A 21,852-nucleotide genomic window follows, 5' to 3' on the forward strand; every position below is an offset into this window, starting at 1 on the left:
CCGCCGTCATTTCTGCCGTCGCCTTTTCCCGCTTATTCATTCCCTTGCTGACAAATAATGCCTGTAGCCGATCCCTCGCCGGCAGGCAAATATTATCTGTATGAGTCAATAAGGGGTGGCGTAACCACGGGCAGGGCGATTAAAAGCCTAATCAGGGTCAGTTTAACGCACGAATTTCCATACCGAGCTCGGGACTTTGTCATAGAGTTTGTTCATGGTCAGTTCAGCCAGACGATGATCGGCAGCGGAATAGAATACCGCCAGAGCATCGTCAGGGAGTTCATACTTGTTTTTTTCAATGACACGTTCAAGCGTATCGATTGAGCGACAACGCCTGAGCCGCATCAAATAATCCGTTTTTGTTAAAGCCTTATTGTTCATAATTAAACCGTTCTTACGTTATTGCTAAAAGGAATGGCTAGGTTGTTGAAGAAAAGCATACTCTTCAGCAAACATATTAAATAAGCGTTTAGCTGAATGTTGCCATCGCTGAAGATCCTGTGTACTGATGCCATAACTGCTAAAGAGCATAAAGGTATCATCAAGGTAATCATCGATCTGCCGGATCAGCCCCTCATTTTCAGCATGTTTGATTTTGTAATTCATCGTAAAAGAAGCGATATGCTCAATCAAATCGTTTAGTTGCAAGTTGCTCGCAGAAGTGGGGTCATTTACCCAGCCGTGATGACTGTCAGTCAGGCTCGCCATACTTTCATCGAACAGATTCTCACACAAGAATTTGAGTTGGGCAATATCATGCCGTTTCGGTGAGTACTCGTCCATCTTTTTCCCCTCCATAGCTTACACAGTTACCGCAGCGCGGTGAGTTTAAAGTTACGTGGCCTGGAAGCGATTTTTATTACAGGTTAATTAACGGACTCTATAAATATAAGCCAGAATGATTAGCTTTGCTCACCTCAATGACGAAATATTACAATTCATCTGCAGGTGAGGGCCGGGCGTTATCAATCACTTCAAATCTGATTTCACCAGGCAAAATGAGAAAGGTAACGCTTTCTTCGCGTACAACAATTTCATTTAGATCCTGGCAAGGACTAAATAAGTTCCATTCAAAACGGTAATGCATTTTAAATCGGTCTGGCGCTACAGCTGCGATTAAAATAATTTTAATACTCCCCGGAACTAACTGCGCATTTTGTGAATACCAGTCTAACTCTCCGATCAGCGCTTCGGCTATTTTGGGAATATTCTGTTCAATAACCGCTGTTAATTTATCGCAATTGTTCTCGCCGGGCTCAATCTCACACTGAATAACAGCTTGCATCGCTTTCCTGACAGAGGAAGGTTTAAAACCCTATGATTGAACTTCTGCAAGTCATTTTCAAGGATAACACGCATGGTGGTGTCTATCATTGTGATATATCTTCCGTGTTTCACTCACTACGTCATGATTATTAACATAGCCTGGATTATGACTTTTTGGGATAACCGTTATCTTTTGACACATTTTACGCCATTTTTTCTACGGATAAATTGCTGCCCCTGTTTCCTGCGGCAACAGGGACGGGCTTATTGCGTAAAGAAAACTTATCAACTGGAAAGCATGGGTTACAGGGATGAAAGGCAGAGCACCTGAACGACAGAAGGGGAAAAGGGCAGGCCGCGTGAGCTGCGGCCACCCTTGATTGATTAGCTTTTCTTCTTGCGGCCTTGTACTGCTTTAAAGCGCGGATTTGATTTGCAGATGACATAAATGCGCCCGTGGCGACGCACTATCCTGCAGTCCCGATGGCGCGCCTTCGCCGCACGTAACGAGCTGAGCACCTGCATCGCTTATTCTCCTGCCACTAAACGGCCATAGCGCTGTCTGAAGCGCGCCGCACCGCCTTCTCTGGCAACGGCTTGCTGCCTGCCGGTGTAGTGCGGGTGCGAAGCAGAAGAAATATCGAGCGCGACATAGGGCAGAATTTCACCCTGAAAATCAATGGTCCGCTCAGTTTTTATCGTCGATCCGATTTTGAAATAACGGTCGACGCTGGTGTCATGAAAAACGACCGGGCGAAAGACCGGATGGATAGTGGATTTCATCGTAATTTCCTCTGTTACGTTATAACATAACAATAGTATGCACCACTGAGATGCAGATTACAAGCCATGGGAAGATGAACGGCGGAAAGGGCGAAAACAGGCATAAAAAAAGGCCGCGCAGGCGGCCTTTTGCAGGAAGAAACTGTTAGTGGGAAGAGGTATGTTCTACCGGGTGACCCTGTTCGATCTCCGCTTTATTCTTGCCAAAGCGGCGACGAACCACCACAAAGAACACCGGCACAAAGAAGATCGCTAACGCCGTCGCGGCGATCATCCCGCCCATTACGCCTGTACCTACGGCGTTCTGCGCGCCGGAACCGGCACCGGTACTGATCGCCAGCGGCAGTACCCCGAGGATAAATGCCAGCGAGGTCATCAGAATAGGACGCAGACGCATACGGGATGCTTCCAGCGTAGCTTCTATCAGACCCTTGCCCTCTTTTTCCATCAGATCTTTGGCGAACTCTACGATCAGGATGGCGTTCTTCGCCGAGAGGCCGATGGTGGTCAACAGGCCAACCACAAAGTAAACGTCGTTACTCAAGCCACGCAGCGTGGTGAACAGCAGCGCACCGACAACCCCAAGCGGCACCACCAGCATGACCGAGAAGGGTATCGACCAGCTCTCATAAAGCGCGGCAAGGCACAGGAACACCACAATCAGCGAGATAGCATAAAGTGCCGGCGCCTGGTTACCTGAGAGGCGTTCCTGATAGGACATACCGGTCCAGTCATAGCCGATGCCGGTAGGCAGCTGCGACGCCAGTTCTTCCATCAGTGCCATTGCATCACCCGAACTTTTGCCCGGGGCAGCCTGGCCGAGAATCTCCATGGAAGGCAAGCCGTTATAACGCTCAAGACGCGGCGAGCCGTACTGCCATCTGGCCGAGGAGAAGGCGGAGAATGGCACCATTTCACCGACGTTATTACGCACGTACCACTTACCGATATCTTCCGGCAGCATACGCGATTGCGCTTCACCCATAACGTAAACTTTCTTTACGCGGCCCCGGTCAATGAAGTCATTGACGTAGGTTCCGCCCCAGGAAGCACGTAAGGTGGTATTGATATCGGAGAGCGCAACGCCCAGCGCCTGAGCTTTTTCCTGATCGATAATCAGTTTGTACTGCGGCGTATCTTCCAGACCGTTCGGACGCACGCCAACCAGCGTATCCGGATGCTGCGCGACCATGCCCAGCAGCTGGTTACGCGCCTGAGTCAGTTTTTCATGACCCAGGTTAGCCTGGTCGATCAGCTGGAAGTCGAAGCCGGTGGCGTTACCCAGCTCGATAATCGCTGGCAGGTTGAATGGGATAACCATCGCATCTTTGATGGCTCCCAGCGCCTGCATAGCGCGTCCGGCGATGGCTGGCACTTTCATATCGCTGCTGGCTCGCTCATCCCAGGGCTTCAGACTGACGAAGGCGATACCGGTGTTCTGACCACGACCCGAAAAACCGAAGCCGTTAACGGTAAACACTGACTGCACCGTATCTTTCTCTTTGGTCAGGAAGTAATCGGTGATCTGATCCATGACCTTCTGGGTGCGCTGCTGGGTAGCACCAGCCGGTAGCTGTGCCTGAGCCAGCAGCAGCCCCTGATCTTCTTCCGGCAGGAAGGAGGAGGGCAAACGCAGGAACAGGTATGCCATACCAATCACAATCAACAGATAGATCAGCAGATAACGACCGGTGCTGCGCACAATATGGCCGACGCTGTCAACGTAATGATCGGTGCTCTTGTTGAACAGACGGTTAAACCAGCCGAAGAAGCCGCCGGTTTTGCCGTGATCGCCAGCTTTAATCGGTTTCAGCAGCGTGGCACAGAGCGCAGGGGTCAGAATTAACGCCACCAGCACTGACAGCACCATCGCCGAAACAATAGTGATGGAGAACTGGCGATAAATAACCCCGGTCGAGCCACCGAAGAATGCCATAGGAATAAACACCGCGGAGAGCACCAGCGCAATCCCCACCAGCGCGCCCTGGATCTGCTCCATGGAGCGCCGTGTCGCCTCTTTGGGCGGCAGGCCTTCTTCCGCCATCACGCGTTCCACGTTTTCCACCACCACGATGGCGTCATCCACCAGCAGGCCGATAGCGAGCACCATCCCGAACATGGTCAGGGTGTTTATCGAGTAACCAAACGCGTTGATAATCGCGAAGGTCCCTAACAACACCACCGGCACGGCAATGGTCGGAATCAGCGTGGCACGGAAGTTCTGCAGGAAGAGATACATCACCAGGAACACCAGCAGGATCGCTTCAAACAGGGTTTTCACTACTTCGTTAATCGAGATTTTAACGAAGGGGGTGGTGTCATAGGGATACACCACTTTCAGACCGGCCGGGAAGGTCGACTGCAGACGACCCAGCTCCGCTTTAACCGCGGTCGCGGTGTCGAGGGCGTTAGCCCCGGTTGCCAGTTTAATACCGATACCGGAGGCAGGTTTGCCATTAAAACGGGCAATCACCTCGTAGTTTTCGCCGCCCAGTTCCATTCTGGCCACGTCACGCAGACGTACCTGCGAACCGTCGCTGTTCACTTTCAGCAAAATTTTGCCGAACTCCTCGGTGGAGGTAAGACGGGTCTGGGCAATGATTGACGCATTCAACTGCTGATTCGGCGCAGCGGGCGCTCCGCCTAACTGACCTGCCGCCACCTGGGCGTTCTGCGTGTTGATGGCATTAATGACATCTACCGGCGTCAACTGATAGTTATTGAGTTTGCTCGGATCCATCCAGATACGCATCGCATACTGCGCACCAAAGATCTGAGTATCACCGACACCCGAGGTACGGCTGATAGGATCTTTGATGTTTGAAGCCACAAAGTCTGCGATGTCGTTCTGCGTCATGCTGCCATCTTCACTGACGAAGCCGGCGACCATCAGGAAGCTGCTGGAGGATTTTTGTACCTGAATCCCCTGCTGTTGCACTTCCTGCGGCAGCAGTGGCATAGCCAGCTGTAGCTTGTTCTGTACCTGTACCTGAGCAATATCAGGGTCGGTGCCGGATTCAAAGCTCAGCGTCAGCTGCAGGTTACCAGAAGAGTCACTGTTCGATGAGAAGTACATCAGCCCATCGATACCGTTCATATTCTGCTCAATAACCTGAGTTACCGAGTCCTGTAATGTTTTCGCATCTGCGCCCGGATAAGCTGCACGAATCTGAACTGCCGGCGGCGCAACATTTGGATATTGCTCAATCGGTAGCTTAAGAATCGATAGCGCACCCGCCAGCATCACGATGATGGCGATAACCCACGCAAAGATGGGGCGATCGATAAAGAACTTAGCCATGTTTCAACGGCTCCTGTTATGACGATGATTTTTCAGACTGAGCCTGAGACTGTGATTCTGAAACTGCTTGCGCATCGTCCGCGACTTCCTGAGGCGTCACCTGCATGCCGGGTTTGGCACGTTGCAGACCCACGGTAATCACTCGCTCGCCCTCTTTCAGGCCGTCAGTCACCAGCCACTTGTCACCAATCGCCTGGTTAGCAGTGATGTTACGTACTTCAACTTTATTGTCGGCGCCCACAACCATCACGGTGGCCTGACCGGTAGGCGTACGGCTCACACCCTGTTGCGGAACCAGCAACGCATTCGGATTGGTGCCTTCTTCCAGGCGCGCACGCACGAACATGCCGGGCAGCAGACGATGATCCGGGTTCGGGAAAATGGCGCGCAGGGTGATGGAGCCGGTAGTTTCGTCAACGGATACATCAGAGAACTCCAGCGTACCCGGCTGGGCATATTCGCTGCCGTTTTGCATCAGCAGTGTGACCTTCGCTTTGCCGTCGACCTGTTTCAACTGACCCGACTCCAGCTCTGCGCGCAGGCGCATAAAGTCATCGCTGGACTGGGTCACGTCGACGTACATGGGATCGAGTTGCTGTACGGTAGCCAGCGCTGTGGCCTGTCCGTTCTGCACCAGCGCCCCTTCCGTCACGCTGGACTTGCCAATGCGACCGCTGATAGGCGAGGTCACTTTGGTGTACGCAAGGTTAATGCGTGCCGTTTCAACATTCGCTTTCGCCGCCTGAACCGCCGCATCGTTCTGAGCTGCGGTAGCCACGGCGGTATCGTAATCTTGCTGACTGATATATTTGGTGCCGAGTAGCGGCTTGTAACGCTTCAGGGTCAGCTGCGCAATGCGGGCATTCGCTTCCGCCTGCGCAAGATCGCCCCTGGCGCTCTGATAAGTCGCCTGATAAGTGGCCGGATCGATCTGATAGAGAGAATCACCCGCTTTCACGTCAGCGCCTTCCACAAAGTTGCGCTTCAGAATGATACCGGAAACCTGAGGACGTACTTCTGCCACCCGATAGGCCGAGGTACGGCCAGGCAGTTCAGTGGTAATTTTCAGCGGCTCTTTTTTTAACACTACCACACCGACTTCCGGCGGTTGCTGCTGTTGGGCGGCTTGCTGGGATTTATTATCATCACATCCTGTTAACACAAAGCTGCCTGAAAGCATCAGGACGGCCGCCAGAGGCGATAATCCTCTGTTTTTATTCATAAATAAACCTCTAGTGTCCGATATCAAATGATCAATGGATCACAAACCGATTAACCCATTGCTGCGTTAAAACAGGGGCCGTGCTATGGTACATACATTCACAAATGTATGTAAATCTTCCTGTCAGTAAAAAAAGACCCCTATGGCACGAAAAACCAAACAGCAAGCGCTTGAAACGCGTCACCAAATACTCGACGCAGCCATCACTTGCTTCTCTGAACATGGCGTCTCGGCAACCTCGCTCGCGGACATTGCCACCGCAGCGGGTGTCACACGGGGAGCGATTTACTGGCACTTTAAAAATAAAGCCGATCTGCTGAATGAAATCTGGGTGCAGTGTGACGCAGGCCTGGAGAATCTGGAACTTGAGTATCAGACAAAATACCCTGGTGATCCACTTTCTGTTATACGCGCCATGCTGATCTATCTGCTTGAAGCCACCGCGCAGGATCCACAACGGCGTGCGCTCATGGAGATCATTTTCCATAAATGTGAATTTGTCGGTGAGATGACCGCGTTGCGCCATATTCAGCAGAGTTTATTGCAGACGTGTTACAGCAGGATTGAAGGGATGCTGCGCTTGTGCATTGAGGCTGGCCAGCTTCCTGCCACCCTTAATACGTGTCAGGCGGCGGTGATTATGCGCGGCTATGTGAATGGCATGATGGAAAGCTGGCTGTTTACGCCGGAAAGCTTCGACCTGGCTGCCGAGGCGCCGCAGTTGGTAGACACCTTTATCGATATGCTGCGCCTCAGTCCGACGCTGGCGGTCGTCCGTTAGGCCTCCTTTTCCGCCGCCAGCTTTTTCTCAAAATCCCGCTGAACGATCGCCAGCGCAGCCAGCACGGTCTGCGTCGGCAGCGGGTTCTCTTCCAGCAGCATAATTAAATCCACGGCCAGCTTGATTTCATCAGGAGCGTTTTCCAGAGACATCGTTAATTTCCTGTATGGGTAATATTGCTGCCATCAGCAGGGGATCGGCCAGCACCGCGGGATCCAGGATAACAGAGTTGCCCCGATGAAACCAGGTTGCCGCCCGGACCAATGCTATTCTGGCGCGTCACTGGATGATGCTTTCCTGCTGCTGAGCTGCCGCTAAGTATAGAGGAAAGCTGCGGCGGCGCGGCGTTAATCCACCTTTTTACCCCGGACGGGGGAAAAGGCGGAAGCGGGCTGCCATTCAAGCGCATGCAGCGCCTGACGACAGCGTGCCAGACGCCCCTCCAGCGCCTCAATCTCCAGCTTTAGCTGCTTCTGCACCGCCAGGGTTTCCGCCAGCGCCAGCCGCTGTTCGCGCTGATCGAGCATCGCCTGCAGGCGTTGCTCATAACTGCGATACTCTTCGCGTTTCTGTTGCTGGCGATCCGCTACCGGGCGCTCCCGGTGCGGACGGACATCCTGGGTGTGGGCTTCACGCTGTAACGCAGCGATCTGATCCACTAAATGGGCCGCCAGCCAGGCTGCTCGCGGGTTATCGGGCGTATCCTGACAGAGTTGCCGGAAGTTATGCTCAATTTCAGCCAGATAATCCTGCAGGCGCGTTCCTTTGCTGCTGAACAGCTGGCGATCGAAACGGGGCTGACGGGGTGCGCCATCCGGGATAGTCATGATCTGTTGCCGCAGAGCCAGGAGCAACTGCGAAAGACGCTCGCGCGTCGCAGATGTTTTCATTACGCTTTATCCGACTGTGCTAACGTAGCCACAGAATAGTTTTATCAGGCGGTACCATGCAGCGCATTATCTTACTGACAATCGGCTGGCTGGCAATTGTGCTGGGCACGCTGGGGATTCTATTACCTTTATTGCCTACCACACCTTTTATGTTGCTGGCAGCCTGGTGTTTTGCCCGCTCGTCACCGCGCTTTCATCACTGGCTGCTCTGGTGCTCCCCCTTTGGCCGTTATATTCGCCACTGGCAACAATATCGTGCCGTGCCGCCCGGTACCAAAGGACGCGCAATTCTGCTGGTGATCCTGACGTTTTCCTTTTCTATCTGGTTCGTTCACCTCTTCTGGCTGCGTATCGCGCTGGGGGTGATGCTGGCGCTGCTGGTGCTGTTTATGCTGCGCATGCCGGTGGTGACAGAAACAACAGATGATCACAAGCCACGGTGATAAGGTTGCATTTATTGCGCTATTTGCTTAGATTTGGGCGTCTTCGTGCGTGGCTTCCCCTTGTGAACTTTTGCCAATCTGCCTGTTATCAGGGACAGATGCAATGGAAGCTGCGCGATATTGCATTAATACCAGGCGTAACATTATGACCGCAACTGCGCAGCAGCTCGAACTCATTAAAAACAGCATCAAAAGCATCCCTGATTATCCGAAACCAGGCATTCTGTTCCGGGACGTGACCAGCCTGCTGGAAGATCCCCAGGCCTATGCTGCGACCATTGCGCTGCTGGTCGATCGCTATCGCGATAAAGGCATCACCAAAGTTGTCGGCACGGAAGCGCGCGGCTTTTTATTTGGCGCGCCGGTCGCGCTGGGGCTGGGCGTCGGTTTTGTGCCGGTACGTAAGCCAGGTAAGCTGCCGCGTGAGACTTTCAGTGAAGCCTATGAGCTGGAATATGGCACTGACCAGCTGGAGCTGCATAAAGATGCGATCCAGCCGGGCGATGTGGTGCTGGTGGTCGATGACCTGCTGGCTACCGGCGGCACCATCGAAGCCACGGTTAAACTGATTCGCCGTGCCGGTGGTAGTGTAAAAGACGCCGCCTTCGTGATTAATCTGTTCGATCTGAGCGGCGAAACCCGCCTGAAAGCCCAGGGTATTGAGTGCTATAGCCTGGTGAATTTCGCGGGTCACTGATCGTCTTAGCCCCGCCGCGAAGCGGGGCGCTGACCCCCTGTTTTCAGCCTAAAGTAATAGGCATATCAATGCGTGACTGGTAAACTGCAGTGACGATATACAGGGGTTGCAGATGTTCTGTTCTCACCTTTTTTGTGAAGAGTAGTGGTGACCTCCGCGTCGCGCCTGCTGTTCCGTTTCAACGATACCCAGTGACTGAATCCACATGAGCTATCAGGTACTTGCGCGAAAATGGCGTCCCCAGGCGTTCGCTGATGTAGTCGGTCAGGAACATGTGCTGACTGCGCTGGCGAATGGATTGTCATTGGGGCGCATCCATCATGCTTATCTTTTTTCCGGCACGCGCGGCGTGGGGAAAACCACCATTGCCCGCCTGCTGGCGAAAGGACTGAATTGCGAAACCGGCATTACTGCCACGCCCTGCGGACAGTGTGACAACTGTCGTGAGATTGAACAGGGCCGTTTTGTCGATCTGATCGAAATCGATGCCGCTTCGCGCACCAAAGTCGAAGACACGCGCGATCTGCTGGATAACGTCCAGTACGCACCGGCGCGTGGCCGTTTTAAAGTCTATCTGATTGACGAAGTGCATATGCTCTCGCGTCACAGCTTCAATGCCTTGCTGAAGACGCTGGAGGAGCCGCCGACGCACATCAAATTCCTGCTGGCCACCACCGATCCGCAAAAGCTGCCGGTGACCATCTTGTCACGCTGTCTGCAATTCCACCTTAAAGCGCTGGATCTGGATCAGATCCGTCAGCAGCTGGCTTATGTGCTGGAGCAGGAGTCGATCAGCAGTGAGCCACGCGCCTTACAGCTGCTGGCGCGTGCCGCCGACGGCAGTATGCGTGATGCCCTGAGCCTGACCGATCAGGCGATTGCCATGGGACAGGGCGCCGTCAACAGCGCCACCGTCAGTATGATGCTGGGCACGCTGGATGATGAACAGCCGCTGGCGCTGATTGAGGCGCTGGTAGAGGGCGACGGCGCGCAGGTGATGGCGCTACTGAACCAGGCGGCAGCCCGGGGCGTGGAGTGGGAGGCGTTGCTGGTTGAAATGCTGCGTCTGCTGCACCGTATCGCCATGCTGCAACTGCTGCCCGATTCGCTGACCGAAGATGAAGCCAGCTATGCGCAGCGACTGCGTGATCTGGCGCGTCAGCTGCCGCCAGCCGATGTGCAGCTCTATTATCAGACCCTGCTGATGGGACGCAAAGATCTGCCGATGGCGCCGGATCGTCGGCTGGGCGTAGAAATGACGCTGCTGCGTGCGCTGGCGTTTCATCCCATGGCACCGGTGGCCGAGCCAGTGATGCGTCCGGCGCTCGCGACGCCTGACGCAGCGGCGGCACAGCCGCAGATGGCGCCGCCTGATCCCGCACCGCAACCTGTTGCCGCGCCTCAGGCACCTGCGCCGCAGGCAGTAGTTACGCCGCGTGCGTCTCAGCCTGCTGCCGCGCCTGCTTCTGCTGCGCCGCCGCGTCCCCCAGAGACGTTGTCCGATGCCACCAGCCAGCTCCTGCAGGCGCGCACTCAGCTGCTGCGTCAGGGAGCCAGCAAGCCAAAAAAGAGTGAGCCGGCGGCGCGCCCTGCGCGGCCGGCCACCTCGGCGCTGGAACGTCTCGCCAACGTCAGCGAACGCAGCCAGCAACGTCAGGTGGTCAGCAAGGAACCTGATAAGAAAGAAGCGTATCGCTGGAAAGCGCAGAGCGAACCTGTCAATGCGCCAGCCGCGGTAGCAACGCCAAAAGCCTTGCGTTCCGCGCTGGAGCATGAGAAAACCCCTGAACTGGCAGCACGTCTGGCGGAAGAAGCGCAGCAGCGCGATCCCTGGGCGGCGGAAATCGCCACGCTGCCGTTACCGAAACTGGTACAGCAGCTCGCCCTGAACGCGTGGAAAGAGCAGACAGCGCAGGCGGTGATTCTGCATTTGCGGCCCAGCCAGCGTCATCTGAATTCGCCCTCGGCCCGTCAGGCGTTGAGCGAGGCGCTGAGCAATGCGGCGGGGCAGGTAGTTGAAGTCACCGTCATTGAAGATGATAATCCTGCGGTATTGACGCCACTGGAGTGGCGGCAGGCCATTTATGAAGAAAAACTGGCGCAGGCGCGTCAGTCTATTATTAGCGATACCCATATTCAGACCCTGCGTCGCTTCTTTGATGCGGATCTGGATGAAGAGAGTATTCGACCCGTTTAAACATGCCGCAGCTGTCTGTCGGAGAGTATTGCGGCCTAAGCTGAGAGAGAAAACTATGTTTGGTAAAGGCGGATTGGGCAATCTGATGAAGCAGGCCCAGCAGATGCAGGACAAGATGGCCCAGGTGCAGGAAGAGATTGCCGCGCTGGAAGTGACCGGTGAATCAGGCGCAGGCCTGGTCAAAGTCACCATTAACGGCGCACATAACTGCCGCCGCGTGGAAGTGGATCCCAGCCTGCTGGAAGATGATAAAGAGATGCTGGAAGATCTGATTGCCGCAGCCTTCAACGACGCCGCGCGTCGTATTGATGAAGCGCAGAAAGAGAAAATGGCATCGGTCTCCGCCGGTATGCAGCTGCCGCCAGGCTTTAAGTTGCCGTTCTGATGCAGACCAGTCCACTGCTTGAATCCCTGATGGAAGCGTTGCGCTGCCTGCCCGGTGTCGGGCCAAAATCGGCGCAGCGTATGGCGTTCCAGCTTTTGCAACGCGATCGCAGCGGTGGGATGCGGCTGGCGCAGGCGCTGACGCGCGCAATGTCCGAGATCGGTCACTGTGCGGATTGCCGCACGTTTACCGAGCAGGAGATCTGCACCATCTGCGCTAACCCGCGTCGCCAGCAAAATGGTCAGATTTGCGTGGTGGAAAGCCCGGCTGACATTCACGCCATTGAGCAGACCGGTCAGTTCGGCGGCCGTTATTTTGTGCTGATGGGCCATCTTTCACCGCTGGATGGCATCGGGCCGCATGATATTGGTCTCGACCGGCTGGAGCAGCGGCTGGAAAATGAGACCATTCAGGAGGTGATCCTTGCCACCAACCCCACGGTAGAAGGAGAAGCCACGGCAAACTACATCGCTGAGCTCTGTGGTCAGTATGGCGTCGAGGCGAGCCGCATCGCGCATGGCGTGCCGGTCGGCGGCGAGCTGGAGATGGTTGACGGCACCACGCTGTCACACTCGCTGGCGGGACGTCACAAGATTAAATTTTAAGCGCTTGCCGGTGCCCGTTCGGATGCCGGCTTGAAATTTCATTTCCCACCCCCATTTCTCCCCCAACGTTCGTTAAACCTGATCTGTTGAGGTATCAATGACCATGAAAGGACAAGAGACGCGTGGTTTCCAGTCAGAGGTGAAGCAGCTTCTGCACCTGATGATCCATTCCCTCTATTCAAACAAAGAGATTTTCCTGCGTGAGCTGATCTCCAACGCCTCGGATGCGGCAGATAAATTGCGCTTCCGTGCGCTCTCCGCCCCGGAGCTGTATGAAGGTGACGGCGAGCTGCGCGTGCGGGTCTCTGTTGATAAGGAAAACCGTACCCTGACGCTGAGTGATAACGGCATCGGGATGCGACGTGACGAGGTAATTGAAAACCTGGGCACCATTGCCAAATCGGGGACGAAAGCTTTCCTGGCGTCGCTCGGTTCGGACCAGGCCAAAGACAGCCAGCTGATTGGTCAGTTCGGCGTGGGCTTCTACTCCGCCTTTATTGTCGCCGACAAGGTTTCCGTGCGTACCCGTGCGGCTGGCGCTTCCGCTGACGAAGCCGTGTTCTGGGAGTCTGCAGGAGAAGGCGAATATACCATTGCCGACATCAGCAAAGCGGATCGCGGTACCGAAATCACCCTGCACCTGCGCGAAGGTGAGGATGAGTTCCTTGATGCCTGGCGCGTACGCAGCATTATCAGTAAATATTCCGATCATATTGCATTGCCGGTCGAGATCGAAAGCAAAGACGAAGAGAACGACACCACTCACTGGGAGAAAATCAACAAGGCCCAGGCGCTGTGGACGCGCAACAAATCAGAAATCAGTGACGAAGAGTACAACGAGTTTTACAAACATATCGCCCATGACTTCACCGATCCGCTGAGCTGGAGTCACAACCGCGTGGAAGGGAAGCAGGAATATACCAGCCTGCTCTATATTCCGGCGCGCGCGCCCTGGGATATGTGGAACCGCGATCATAAACATGGTCTGAAACTCTATGTGCGGCGTGTTTTCATCATGGATGACGCCGAGCAGTTTATGCCGAACTACCTGCGCTTCGTGCGCGGCCTGATCGACTCCAGCGATCTGCCGCTCAACGTATCGCGTGAGATTCTGCAGGACAGCCGCGTCACTCAGACTCTGCGCGGAGCGCTGGCAAAACGTTCGCTGCAGATGCTCGATAAATTAGCGAAGGATGACGCGGAAAAATATCAGCAGTTCTGGAAAGAGTTTGGCCTGGTACTGAAAGAGGGCCCGGCTGAAGACAGCGCTAACCAGCAGGCGATCGCTAAACTGTTGCGCTTCGCTTCGACCCACAACGACAGTGCGGAGCAGAACGTCTCGCTGGAGCAGTACGTCAGCCGCATGGTGGAAGGGCAGGAGAAGATCTATTACATCACTGCGGACAGTTATGCCGCAGCGAAAAGCAGCCCGCATCTGGAGCTGTTCCGTAAGAAAGGCATTGAGGTGCTGCTGCTCTCCGATCGCATCGATGAGTGGATGATGAGCTACCTCACCGAGTTTGACGGTAAAGCTTTCCAGTCAGTGAGCAAAGCGGATGAGTCGCTGAACAAGCTGGCCGATGAAGAGACAGAAGCGCAGAAAGAAGCGGAAAAAGCGCTGGAGCCTTTTGTTGAGCGCGTGAAAACGCTGCTGGGCGATCGGGTCAAAGAGGTGCGTCTGACGCATCGCCTGACCGATACCCCGGCGATTGTCACCACTGATGCTAACGAAATCAGCACGCAGATGGCGAAGCTGTTTGCGGCGGCAGGGCAGAGTGTTCCCGAAGTGAAATATATCTTCGAGCTGAATCCGGAACACAGCCTGGTGAAACGCGTCGCCGACACCCAGGATGAAACGCGCTTTGGTGAATGGATTGAACTGCTGCTGGATCAGGCGCTGCTGGCTGAACGCGGCACCCTGGACGATCCCAACCAGTTTATCCGCCGCATGAACCAGTTGCTGAGCGCCTAAAACCCCTCTCAGGCCGATCGCCCACGGGCATCGGCCTTTTCTCTGTCCGCTTAGCGCAGGACGGCATCCTGTAGCCAGCTGCGAAACAGCGAAACCTCGGCTTCCTCGCCACGATCCTTTTTGGTCATCATCCAGGTTGTGCGATCGACGCGCACAAAGCCCAACGGGGCAATCAGCCCTCCCTCTGACAACTCCTGACGCACCAGCAACTGCGGCGCTATGGTAATACCAAGGTTATTTCGCGCCGCCTGAATAGCCAGCGCCAGATTGTCAAAGTGCTTGCCCGGCCAGAACGGACCCGACGTACCGCTCTTTTTTGCCCACTCCATCCAGGCGTTTGGCCAGGTATTGGCATGCAGCAGCGGCAGATGGGGGAGATCGCTGGCACTGCGAAAACCGCGGGCAAAATGCGGCGAGCAGACCGGCCCGATACATTCATCGCTGATCTGTGTAGAGGCAATATCCTCGCCTGGCGGCAGCTCGGCACTTTTGATCAGCACATCGGTATGCTCGCTACGCAGCTGATCGACATCCACGAGTCCCTGAAACTGAATGGTGATATCGGGATAGCGTTGATAAAAAGTGGCGATACGCGGGATCAACCATTGTGACAGAAAGCTGGGGGAGCAGGAGATGGTGAGGTGGTGGCGCATACCGGTACGGATGCTTTCACAGGTCGTGCGCAATTCGCTAAACGCTTTCTGACAGCTGAGCAACAGCCGTTCGCCCTGAGAGGTTAATTTCACCCGTCCGCTGGTGCGCACGAACAGCGGCGTACCCATCCAGCTTTCCAGTTGACGTACCTGATGGCTAACGGCGCTATGCGTTACGTGAAGCCGTTCTGCAGCGGTACTGAAGCTGCAATGAAGTGCGGCCTGATGGAAATAGTGTAACGCCCTCAATGAGGGAAGCCCTGTCATGCTCGTCTCTCTGCGTAAAAACCTAACAGGGATTGTCAGTTTATATCATTTTAAAGTCCAGCCGCATTGGCCTAACCTTGGCAGCCTAATATGGCGGGTTGACTCCCCGTTACGCTTGTGCCAGCGCCGGGCAGGGCCTCTGGCGCAGGAGTGTCTTACAGCCACCTTGTCCTAAAGAGAATAGAGCCCTTATGGCTGCCTTTGCTTCCACCTCCTCTGATCACAATACATTAAGAGCGCTGTTGTCTCGCCACTACCGGCTGGAGCAGTTCGATCTTTTTTTCGTTCCTTCATTGCACATCGCACGCATTATTCTTTCTCAACTGTTTTTGCGTCAGGAACAGGCGCGTAACCATTCACGCTATGCAGCGCTTTACCCCATCAGCGAGCTGAACATTTTGCCGGCGGTGCCGGTGAACGCGGGTAGCATCGCGCTGGTGCCGCATGTGGATATTCCGCAGGGCCGGGTCTGTGGGTTAAAGGAGTGCCACAGTCGGGGGGTTACCGATGCGACAGAAAGTTTTGCGACCCTGCTGCATGAGCAGTTAGTGGATGAGGCCAGTCTTTTTGTCAGTCGACTCGATCGCCATGCCGATCTGAGCGCGGATCTGGTTCTGATTGCGCTACGCACCCAGGATTTCAGTACCCTGGTGCGCAGCGAGCTACGCTTATTTGAACAAAGCATGCCATTAGACGAAGCGGTAAAGGCGGCGCTGGCGCGGATGAAAAGCGCTGACTGGCGTCCGTGGAATGTGGCCGTGGTGGACGCGCTACAGGTGGCGGCTACCGGTGGGTTACATGCCTGCCAACAGCCGGGGCTGCCGTTTGCCTGCTTTACGCTGACCCCTGAGCAGCGCTTGCGCCTGCCTGAACGCCTGGATCGTGGGATGCATTTCTGGCCACGGGAAAAAAAGTTACAGGTGGACGCCTGGGCGCGCAGCAACGGTAAAAAACGCGTCAATATGACGCAAAATGTACGAAAACGCGTCACAGCCCTGTTCAGCGGCGACATAAAGTCTGAAAAAAGCGCTTAAGTTCTCTGCAGGCTGGCTTCTGCAGCCAAAGGGGGTAAAGTAAAGGCTTAGCAGGAACCCCGGCCCTTGCCTTGTGGATAACGGGTCATAATGGTATGTTCTTGCCCTTTTCAGATTGATCAATGCGATTCGCAAGGGGAATTACGCAATGCGTATTATTCTGCTCGGTGCTCCGGGCGCAGGTAAAGGCACTCAGGCTCAATTCATCATGGAGAAATATGGTATACCACAAATCTCCACCGGCGATATGTTGCGTGCTGCCGTTAAGGCGGGCACTGAGCTGGGAAACCAGGCTAAAGCCATTATGGATGCCGGCAAGCTGGTGACCGATGAACTGGTGATTGCGCTGGTAAAAGAGCGTATCACTCAGGAAGATTGCAAAAACGGTTTCCTGCTGGACGGCTTCCCGCGCACCATTCCTCAGGCTGACGCGATGAAAGAAGCGGGTATCAGTGTCGATTACGTGCTGGAGTTCGCCGTACCGGACGAACTGATCGTTGAGCGTATTGTAGGACGTCGCGTGCATGCGCCTTCCGGTCGCGTTTACCACGTTACCTTTAATCCGCCGAAAGAAGAAGGCAAAGATGACGTCACTGGCGAGCCGCTGACCACGCGTAAAGATGATCAGGAAGAGACCGTGCGTAAACGTCTGGTTGAGTACCATCAGATGACCGCGCCGCTGATCGCTTATTATGGCAAAGAAGCGGAAGCGGGCAACACCTCTTACCACAAAATTGACGGTACCCGTCAGGTAGCGGAAGTGAGCGCAGAACTGGCGCGCATTCTCGGCTAACCCCTCCGGGGCCAGTATGCTGGCCCCTTTTGCAGCAATTGCTTTTCCCTCCCGCTATTTCGGCTACAATTGCCTCGTTTTCACGCATCCTTACGTCATTCAAGGAATAAAAATGAGGCAAGACAAGCCTGGCGTGTTGCTGGTGAATTTAGGTACGCCAGATGCGCCAACAACTCCAGCGGTAAAACGCTATCTGAAACAATTTCTCGGTGACCCGCGCGTGGTCGATACGCCGCGCTGGTTATGGTGGCCGATTCTGAACGGCATCATTCTTCCTTTCCGCTCGCCGCGCGTATCCAAACTGTATGCCTCTGTCTGGATGGATGAGGGCTCGCCGCTGATGGTCTACAGCAAACGCCAGCGTGATGCGCTCGCACAGCGTCTGGACATGCCTGTGGCGTTGGGGATGAGCTACGGTACCCCCAGCCTGAAAAGCGCGGTGGATAGCCTGATGGCGCAGGGCGTTACGCGTCTTATCGTGTTACCGCTCTATCCGCAATTCTCCTGCTCCACGGTGGCTGCGGTCTGGGACGGGCTGCACAGCGCGTTCAAAACTTACCGTACCATGCCGGACATCCGTTTTATCCGCGATTATGCGGAACATCCCGCCTATATTGCAGCACTGAAAGCCTCGGTAGAACGCTCCTTTGCGCAACATGGTCAACCCGATCTGCTGGTCATGTCCTATCACGGTATCCCGCAGCGTTTCGCTAACGAAGGCGATGACTATCCGCAGCGTTGTGCCGACACCACGGCGGCATTGACTCAGGCGCTGGGGCTGCGCCCGGATCAGGTGAAAATGACCTTCCAGTCGCGTTTTGGTCGTGAGCCCTGGCTGACGCCTTATACTGATGAAACCATGCAGAGTCTGCCCGGTAAGGGAGTTAAGCATGTGCAGGTGATGAGTCCCGGCTTCTCTGCGGACTGCCTCGAAACGCTGGAAGAGATCAGCGAGCAGAACTGTGAGTTCTTCATGCATGCCGGCGGTGAGAAGTTTGAATATATCCCGGCGCTGAACGACGACGCCGCCCATATTGAGATGATGGTGCAGTTAGTTAACACACCTCTGTAAGGGTAACGGCAGAGAGTGTGCTATCCTCCTCTGCCTGTTTTTCCTGACGATATGTACGATGAAATTTCCTGGCAAACGCAAATCCAAACACTACTTTCCCGTCAGCGCCCGCGATCCCTTACTGCAAGCTGTGCAAAGCGAGCAGGAGGAGGGCAGTTGGGTGGTGGGTATTGATCAAACCCTGGTCGATATTGAGGCCCAGGTCGACAACGACTTTCTGACGCGCTACGGCCTGAGTGCCGGGCATTCGCTGGTGATCGAGGATGGGGTGGCGGAAGCGCTTTATCGTGAGCTGATGCGCGATGAGTTGATCAGCCACCAGTTTGCCGGCGGTACCATTGGCAACACCCTGCATAACTATTCGGTACTGGCTGACGATCGCTCTATACTGCTGGGAGTGATGTGCAATAACATCCAGATAGGCGGTTACGCCTATCGTTACCTCTGTAACACCTCCAGCCGCGTGGATCTGAACTATCTGCAGGGTGTCGATGGTGCCATTGGCCGCTGTTTTACCCTGATTGGCGAGCAGGGCGAGCGTACGTTTGCCATCAGCCCGGGACAGATGAACCAGCTGCGCGCGGAGAGCATTCCGGAAGCGGTGATCGCCGGCGCCTCGGCGCTGGTGCTGACTTCCTATCTGGTGCGCTGCAAAGCGGGCGAACCGATGCCGGAAGCGACCATGCAGGCCATCGCCTGTGCGAAACGCCATCAGGTGCCGGTGGTACTGACGCTGGGCACCAAATTTGTGATTGGCGATAACCCGCAGTTCTGGCGCGATTTCCTGCGCGATCACGTCTCGATTGTCGCGATGAACGAAGAGGAAGCGCTGGCTCTGACCGGCGAAAGCGATCCACTGCTGGCCGCCGACCGGGCGCTGGAATGGGTGGATCTGGTGCTCTGCACCGCCGGACCGGCGGGATTATATATGGCGGGCTACACCGAAGAGGCGAACAAGCGCAAAACCGATCATCCGCTGCTGCCTGGCGCCATCGCTGAATTTAACCAGTATGAGTTCAGCCGCGTCATGCGTCAGCAGGATTGTGAACAACCACTGCGCATTTACTCCCATATTGCGCCTTATATGGGCGGCCCGGAGAAAATCATGAATACCAACGGTGCCGGTGATGGGGCGCTGGCGGCATTGCTGCATGATATTACCGCCAACAACTATCATCGCCAGAAGGTGCCGAACTCCAGCAAACATGTACGTCCTTACCTGACTTACTCGTCACTGGCGCAGGTGTGCAAGTATGCGAACCGCGTCAGCTATCAGGTGCTTAACCAGCACTCGCCGCGCCTGACGCGCGGTCTGCCTGAACGTGAAGACAGCCTGGAGGAGTCCTACTGGGATCGTTAACTGGCTAACTCACGCCGGGGCAGGTTGCTGCCCCGGCGTGGCTTTTCTGGCGCGCTCAGAGAGGCCTCATCTCCGCTTCCAGCATCTGCAACATACTGCTGGCGATTTCGCGCTCGCCCATCACCACGCGGCTGGCACCGCGCTCGAGGATGTAGTTCACTTCGTCGTCATAGTGCGCCCGGGCGATAATTTCCAGATTGTCGCGCTTTTCCCGTGCGGCAGCGACAATTTCACCCGATTCATAGCCGTTAGGGATGGTCAGCAGCAGCCAGCTGGCGCAATCGAGGCGGGCCAGTTCCATGATTTCGGCACGGGCCGCATTGCCCAGCACCGCTCTGATACCCTGCGCGCGCAGCGCCTCGACGCGCGGGCGGGAATTCTCTATGACCACCAGCGGCACATTCGCCTCCAGCAGTTTCTCCCCCAGCAGACTGCCGACCCGGCCATAGCCCACCAGCACAACATGATTGCAGATATCCACCGGATTCTGTTGTTCATCCTCCACCGCCTCCTCGAAGGTCTGCTCTTCAATGGTCTCATTTTTTTCCAGAAAGCGTTCCAGCAGGGAAAAGAGGATCGGGTTGATCATAATCGAGAGGATGGCCGAGGCCAGCACCAGATTGCGTCCTTCCTCACTCAGCAGGCCCAGCGAAATACCGAGCCCGGCCAGAATAAAGGCGAATTCGCCAATCTGGGCAAGGCTCACGGAAATGGTCAGCGCGGTACGGCGTGAATGACCCAGCAGGCTCACCAGCAGCCAGGCGGCAAGGGATTTGCCCAACACCACAATCACCAGCGCTCCCAGCACCGCCAGCGGCTGCTCCAGCAGAATCATCGGATCAAACAGCATGCCCACCGAGACAAAGAACAGCACGGCAAAGGCGTCACGCAGCGGCAGCGTATCGTGCGCGGCACGATGACTCAGCTCAGACTCGTTCAGCACCATACCGGCAAAGAAAGCGCCCAGGGCAAAAGAGACATCAAAAAAGGTCACGGCACCATAGGCGATACCGAGCGCCAGAGCCAGCACCGACAGGGTGAAAAGTTCACGTGAGCCGGTTGAGGCGCTGCGGGCGAGAATCCAGGGCACCACGCGGCGGCCTACCACCATCATCAGCACCATAAAGGTGGCGACCTTACCCATGGTCAGCAGCAGATCCCAGGCAAGCAGGGTTGGGCTGGCATTACCTTCTTCCAACATTGAGGCGACAGCAGGCAACAGCACCAGCGTCAGTACCATCACCAGATCTTCCACAATCAGCCAGCCAATAGCGATTTGTCCGCGCTGGCTGTCAATCAGCTGACGCTCCTCCAGCGCGCGCAGCAGCACCACGGTACTGGCAGTTGAAAGGCAGAGGCCAAATACCAGCCCGGTCATCCACGACCAGCCCAGCGCCCGGGAGAGCCCCATTCCCAACAACGTCGCCACCATAATCTGGGCGATCGCGCCGGGAATGGCGATGGACTTTACCGCCAGTAGATCCTTCATCGAGAAGTGCAGGCCCACCCCAAACATCAACAGAATTACCCCCAGTTCAGCCAGTTCCGATGCCAGGGTGGTATCAGCAACGAAACCGGGCGTAAAAGGGCCAGCCAGCACACCCGCAAACAGATAGCCGACCAGCGGAGAGATGCGCAGGCGATTCGCCAGCATACCGAGGAGGAAGGCGAGAACGAGCGCTCCAACAATGGTGGTGATTAAGGGGGTAGTGCTATGCATGCCTGGCTCCTTATGCGCAAATGTATCCGCTTGTAACAACTCAGTGTATGTCAATATGCCTGTTAACGTGTGTGAAAAGGAAGCAAACCTGAAAAAAAGTCAAAAAAAGGTCAGGATTGGACTCAGCAGGCTATTTCTGAAGCTTATCTCTCTATATCGGCTGCATTTGCTGATAATCAAGGGCAGTCACGGAAAAATTTCTCTGCCTGAAAAGGCTGACGTACCGGGAAATTATGGCCTGACATGAGCGTTACGTGCGGAATAAAGGTTGCGGTGGGATAACAACGCGCTTTTCTGACATATTACAGGCCTTTATCAGATGTGTCTGGCGCGTTTAAGGCGCGTAAACCCGCTTTCGACTTGAGTTCACCGACAGAATATGCGACACAGTGGAGCGAAAAAGTCAGTAAA

At 55.3% G+C, this 21,852-nt stretch carries 22 protein-coding genes and 1 other annotated feature; of the genes, 11 read left to right on the top strand and 11 right to left on the bottom strand.

Translation table 11 applies throughout. The features are described 5' to 3' along the window. Positions 1-162: 162 nt before the first annotated feature. The 7 genes from hha to E0E17_RS11800 form a co-directional block, all read right to left on the bottom strand. The gene (gene hha / locus E0E17_RS11770; RefSeq protein ID WP_130834248.1) at positions 163-381 is read right to left on the bottom strand and encodes a hemolysin expression-modulating protein Hha; all 219 of its coding nucleotides are present in this window, start codon (positions 379-381) and stop codon (positions 163-165) included. 24 nt (positions 382-405) lie between these two features. Next, positions 406-783: an Hha toxicity modulator TomB gene (gene tomB, locus E0E17_RS11775; RefSeq protein ID WP_130834249.1), complete on the bottom strand. Its 378-nt coding sequence runs from the start codon at positions 781-783 to the stop codon at positions 406-408. A 148-nt stretch (positions 784-931) separates the two neighbouring features. Beyond that, positions 932-1,285: a hypothetical protein gene (locus tag E0E17_RS11780; RefSeq protein ID WP_130834250.1), complete on the bottom strand. Its 354-nt coding sequence runs from the start codon at positions 1,283-1,285 to the stop codon at positions 932-934. A gap of 365 nt (positions 1,286-1,650) precedes the next feature. Next, positions 1,651-1,791, bottom strand: a complete 141-nt coding sequence (gene ykgO / locus E0E17_RS11785; protein ID WP_130834251.1) for a type B 50S ribosomal protein L36 — start codon at positions 1,789-1,791, stop codon at positions 1,651-1,653. A gap of 3 nt (positions 1,792-1,794) precedes the next feature. After that, entirely contained in the window at positions 1,795-2,049 is a 255-nt protein-coding gene (locus E0E17_RS11790; protein WP_130834252.1) for a type B 50S ribosomal protein L31, read from the bottom strand. Positions 2,050-2,194: 145 nt separating this feature from the next. Then, positions 2,195-5,350: an efflux RND transporter permease subunit gene (locus E0E17_RS11795; protein ID WP_130834253.1), complete on the bottom strand. Its 3,156-nt coding sequence runs from the start codon at positions 5,348-5,350 to the stop codon at positions 2,195-2,197. A 16-nt stretch (positions 5,351-5,366) separates the two neighbouring features. Then, positions 5,367-6,572 (bottom strand): efflux RND transporter periplasmic adaptor subunit, encoded by a 1,206-nt coding sequence (locus E0E17_RS11800; protein ID WP_130834254.1) that lies wholly within the window; start codon positions 6,570-6,572, stop codon positions 5,367-5,369. 142 nt (positions 6,573-6,714) lie between these two features. Here E0E17_RS11800 and acrR point away from each other — a divergent pair, with 142 nt between their 5' ends. Continuing rightward, positions 6,715-7,353, top strand: a complete 639-nt coding sequence (gene acrR, locus E0E17_RS11805; RefSeq protein WP_130834255.1) for a multidrug efflux transporter transcriptional repressor AcrR — start codon at positions 6,715-6,717, stop codon at positions 7,351-7,353. Here the strand turns inward: acrR and rsmS are convergent. Next, on the bottom strand, positions 7,350-7,505 hold the full coding sequence (gene rsmS / locus E0E17_RS11810; RefSeq protein ID WP_130834256.1) for a pleiotropic regulatory protein RsmS: 156 nt from the start codon (positions 7,503-7,505) through the stop codon (positions 7,350-7,352). The genes acrR and rsmS overlap by 4 nt on opposite strands. A gap of 195 nt (positions 7,506-7,700) precedes the next feature. After that, positions 7,701-8,243 carry a primosomal replication protein PriC gene (gene priC / locus E0E17_RS11815; RefSeq protein WP_130834257.1) on the bottom strand — a complete coding sequence of 181 codons (543 nt, stop codon included), beginning with the start codon at positions 8,241-8,243 and terminating at the stop codon, positions 7,701-7,703. Positions 8,244-8,299: 56 nt separating this feature from the next. On the opposite strand from priC, the gene E0E17_RS11820 reads away from it, so the two are divergent. From E0E17_RS11820 to htpG, 6 genes are all read left to right on the top strand, one after another. Continuing rightward, positions 8,300-8,686 carry a DUF454 family protein gene (locus E0E17_RS11820; RefSeq protein ID WP_130834258.1) on the top strand — a complete coding sequence of 129 codons (387 nt, stop codon included), beginning with the start codon at positions 8,300-8,302 and terminating at the stop codon, positions 8,684-8,686. Between the two features lie 145 nt (positions 8,687-8,831). After that, complete coding sequence (gene apt / locus E0E17_RS11825) at positions 8,832-9,383, top strand: adenine phosphoribosyltransferase (protein WP_130834259.1); 552 nt, start codon at positions 8,832-8,834, stop codon at positions 9,381-9,383. Between the two features lie 205 nt (positions 9,384-9,588). Beyond that, positions 9,589-11,580 (top strand): DNA polymerase III subunit gamma/tau, encoded by a 1,992-nt coding sequence (dnaX, locus tag E0E17_RS11830; protein WP_130834260.1) that lies wholly within the window; start codon positions 9,589-9,591, stop codon positions 11,578-11,580. Next, positions 10,928-10,989 (top strand) — a sequence feature (DnaX frameshifting element). It overlaps the preceding gene by 62 nt. 55 nt (positions 11,581-11,635) lie before the next feature. Beyond that, positions 11,636-11,965 carry a YbaB/EbfC family nucleoid-associated protein gene (locus E0E17_RS11835; protein ID WP_130834261.1) on the top strand — a complete coding sequence of 110 codons (330 nt, stop codon included), beginning with the start codon at positions 11,636-11,638 and terminating at the stop codon, positions 11,963-11,965. Continuing rightward, positions 11,965-12,570, top strand: a complete 606-nt coding sequence (gene recR, locus E0E17_RS11840; protein ID WP_130834262.1) for a recombination mediator RecR — start codon at positions 11,965-11,967, stop codon at positions 12,568-12,570. Before E0E17_RS11835 ends, recR begins: the two co-directional genes overlap by 1 nt. A 97-nt stretch (positions 12,571-12,667) precedes the next feature. Then, on the top strand, positions 12,668-14,542 hold the full coding sequence (gene htpG, locus E0E17_RS11845) for a molecular chaperone HtpG (protein ID WP_130834263.1): 1,875 nt from the start codon (positions 12,668-12,670) through the stop codon (positions 14,540-14,542). 50 nt (positions 14,543-14,592) lie between these two features. On the opposite strand, the gene E0E17_RS11850 is transcribed toward htpG, so the two are convergent. Continuing rightward, entirely contained in the window at positions 14,593-15,462 is an 870-nt protein-coding gene (locus E0E17_RS11850) for a LysR substrate-binding domain-containing protein (RefSeq protein ID WP_130834264.1), read from the bottom strand. A gap of 191 nt (positions 15,463-15,653) precedes the next feature. Here E0E17_RS11850 and E0E17_RS11855 point away from each other — a divergent pair, with 191 nt between their 5' ends. From E0E17_RS11855 to E0E17_RS11870, 4 genes are all read left to right on the top strand, one after another. Beyond that, positions 15,654-16,496 (top strand): DUF6024 family protein, encoded by an 843-nt coding sequence (locus E0E17_RS11855; RefSeq protein ID WP_130834265.1) that lies wholly within the window; start codon positions 15,654-15,656, stop codon positions 16,494-16,496. Between the two features lie 148 nt (positions 16,497-16,644). Further along, positions 16,645-17,289 carry an adenylate kinase gene (gene adk / locus E0E17_RS11860; protein WP_130834266.1) on the top strand — a complete coding sequence of 215 codons (645 nt, stop codon included), beginning with the start codon at positions 16,645-16,647 and terminating at the stop codon, positions 17,287-17,289. 112 nt (positions 17,290-17,401) lie between these two features. Then, a complete protein-coding gene (gene hemH / locus E0E17_RS11865; protein ID WP_130834267.1) occupies positions 17,402-18,361 on the top strand; it encodes a ferrochelatase in 960 nt (319 codons plus the stop codon). A gap of 58 nt (positions 18,362-18,419) precedes the next feature. Continuing rightward, on the top strand, positions 18,420-19,721 hold the full coding sequence (locus E0E17_RS11870; protein ID WP_130834268.1) for an inosine/guanosine kinase: 1,302 nt from the start codon (positions 18,420-18,422) through the stop codon (positions 19,719-19,721). Positions 19,722-19,776: 55 nt separating this feature from the next. Here the strand turns inward: E0E17_RS11870 and ybaL are convergent, their stop codons facing one another. After that, positions 19,777-21,441, bottom strand: a complete 1,665-nt coding sequence (ybaL, locus tag E0E17_RS11875) for a YbaL family putative K(+) efflux transporter (protein WP_130834269.1) — start codon at positions 21,439-21,441, stop codon at positions 19,777-19,779. Positions 21,442-21,852: the final 411 nt, after the last annotated feature.

Origin of the sequence: [Erwinia] mediterraneensis (assembly GCF_900604315.1) — a bacterium.
Lineage (GTDB): Bacteria > Pseudomonadota > Gammaproteobacteria > Enterobacterales > Enterobacteriaceae > Pantoea > Pantoea mediterraneensis_A.

What these genes read in the sequence shown, in the direction of transcription:
- htpG (WP_130834263.1), top strand. Translation starts at nt 12,668, where the DNA reads ATGACCATGAAAGGACAAGAGACGCGTGGTTTCCAGTCAGAGGTGAAG.
- ybaL (WP_130834269.1), bottom strand. Translation starts at nt 21,441, where the DNA reads ATGCATAGCACTACCCCCTTAATCACCACCATTGTTGGAGCGCTCGTT.
- adk (WP_130834266.1), top strand. Translation starts at nt 16,645, where the DNA reads ATGCGTATTATTCTGCTCGGTGCTCCGGGCGCAGGTAAAGGCACTCAG.
- hha (WP_130834248.1), bottom strand. Translation starts at nt 381, where the DNA reads ATGAACAATAAGGCTTTAACAAAAACGGATTATTTGATGCGGCTCAGG.
- E0E17_RS11790 (WP_130834252.1), bottom strand. Translation starts at nt 2,049, where the DNA reads ATGAAATCCACTATCCATCCGGTCTTTCGCCCGGTCGTTTTTCATGAC.
- E0E17_RS11870 (WP_130834268.1), top strand. Translation starts at nt 18,420, where the DNA reads ATGAAATTTCCTGGCAAACGCAAATCCAAACACTACTTTCCCGTCAGC.
- acrR (WP_130834255.1), top strand. Translation starts at nt 6,715, where the DNA reads ATGGCACGAAAAACCAAACAGCAAGCGCTTGAAACGCGTCACCAAATA.
- apt (WP_130834259.1), top strand. Translation starts at nt 8,832, where the DNA reads ATGACCGCAACTGCGCAGCAGCTCGAACTCATTAAAAACAGCATCAAA.
- priC (WP_130834257.1), bottom strand. Translation starts at nt 8,243, where the DNA reads ATGAAAACATCTGCGACGCGCGAGCGTCTTTCGCAGTTGCTCCTGGCT.
- E0E17_RS11800 (WP_130834254.1), bottom strand. Translation starts at nt 6,572, where the DNA reads ATGAATAAAAACAGAGGATTATCGCCTCTGGCGGCCGTCCTGATGCTT.
- E0E17_RS11835 (WP_130834261.1), top strand. Translation starts at nt 11,636, where the DNA reads ATGTTTGGTAAAGGCGGATTGGGCAATCTGATGAAGCAGGCCCAGCAG.
- E0E17_RS11780 (WP_130834250.1), bottom strand. Translation starts at nt 1,285, where the DNA reads ATGCAAGCTGTTATTCAGTGTGAGATTGAGCCCGGCGAGAACAATTGC.
- dnaX (WP_130834260.1), top strand. Translation starts at nt 9,589, where the DNA reads ATGAGCTATCAGGTACTTGCGCGAAAATGGCGTCCCCAGGCGTTCGCT.
- rsmS (WP_130834256.1), bottom strand. Translation starts at nt 7,505, where the DNA reads ATGTCTCTGGAAAACGCTCCTGATGAAATCAAGCTGGCCGTGGATTTA.
- hemH (WP_130834267.1), top strand. Translation starts at nt 17,402, where the DNA reads ATGAGGCAAGACAAGCCTGGCGTGTTGCTGGTGAATTTAGGTACGCCA.
- E0E17_RS11820 (WP_130834258.1), top strand. Translation starts at nt 8,300, where the DNA reads ATGCAGCGCATTATCTTACTGACAATCGGCTGGCTGGCAATTGTGCTG.
- E0E17_RS11795 (WP_130834253.1), bottom strand. Translation starts at nt 5,350, where the DNA reads ATGGCTAAGTTCTTTATCGATCGCCCCATCTTTGCGTGGGTTATCGCC.
- ykgO (WP_130834251.1), bottom strand. Translation starts at nt 1,791, where the DNA reads ATGCAGGTGCTCAGCTCGTTACGTGCGGCGAAGGCGCGCCATCGGGAC.
- recR (WP_130834262.1), top strand. Translation starts at nt 11,965, where the DNA reads ATGCAGACCAGTCCACTGCTTGAATCCCTGATGGAAGCGTTGCGCTGC.
- tomB (WP_130834249.1), bottom strand. Translation starts at nt 783, where the DNA reads ATGGACGAGTACTCACCGAAACGGCATGATATTGCCCAACTCAAATTC.
- E0E17_RS11850 (WP_130834264.1), bottom strand. Translation starts at nt 15,462, where the DNA reads ATGACAGGGCTTCCCTCATTGAGGGCGTTACACTATTTCCATCAGGCC.
- E0E17_RS11855 (WP_130834265.1), top strand. Translation starts at nt 15,654, where the DNA reads ATGGCTGCCTTTGCTTCCACCTCCTCTGATCACAATACATTAAGAGCG.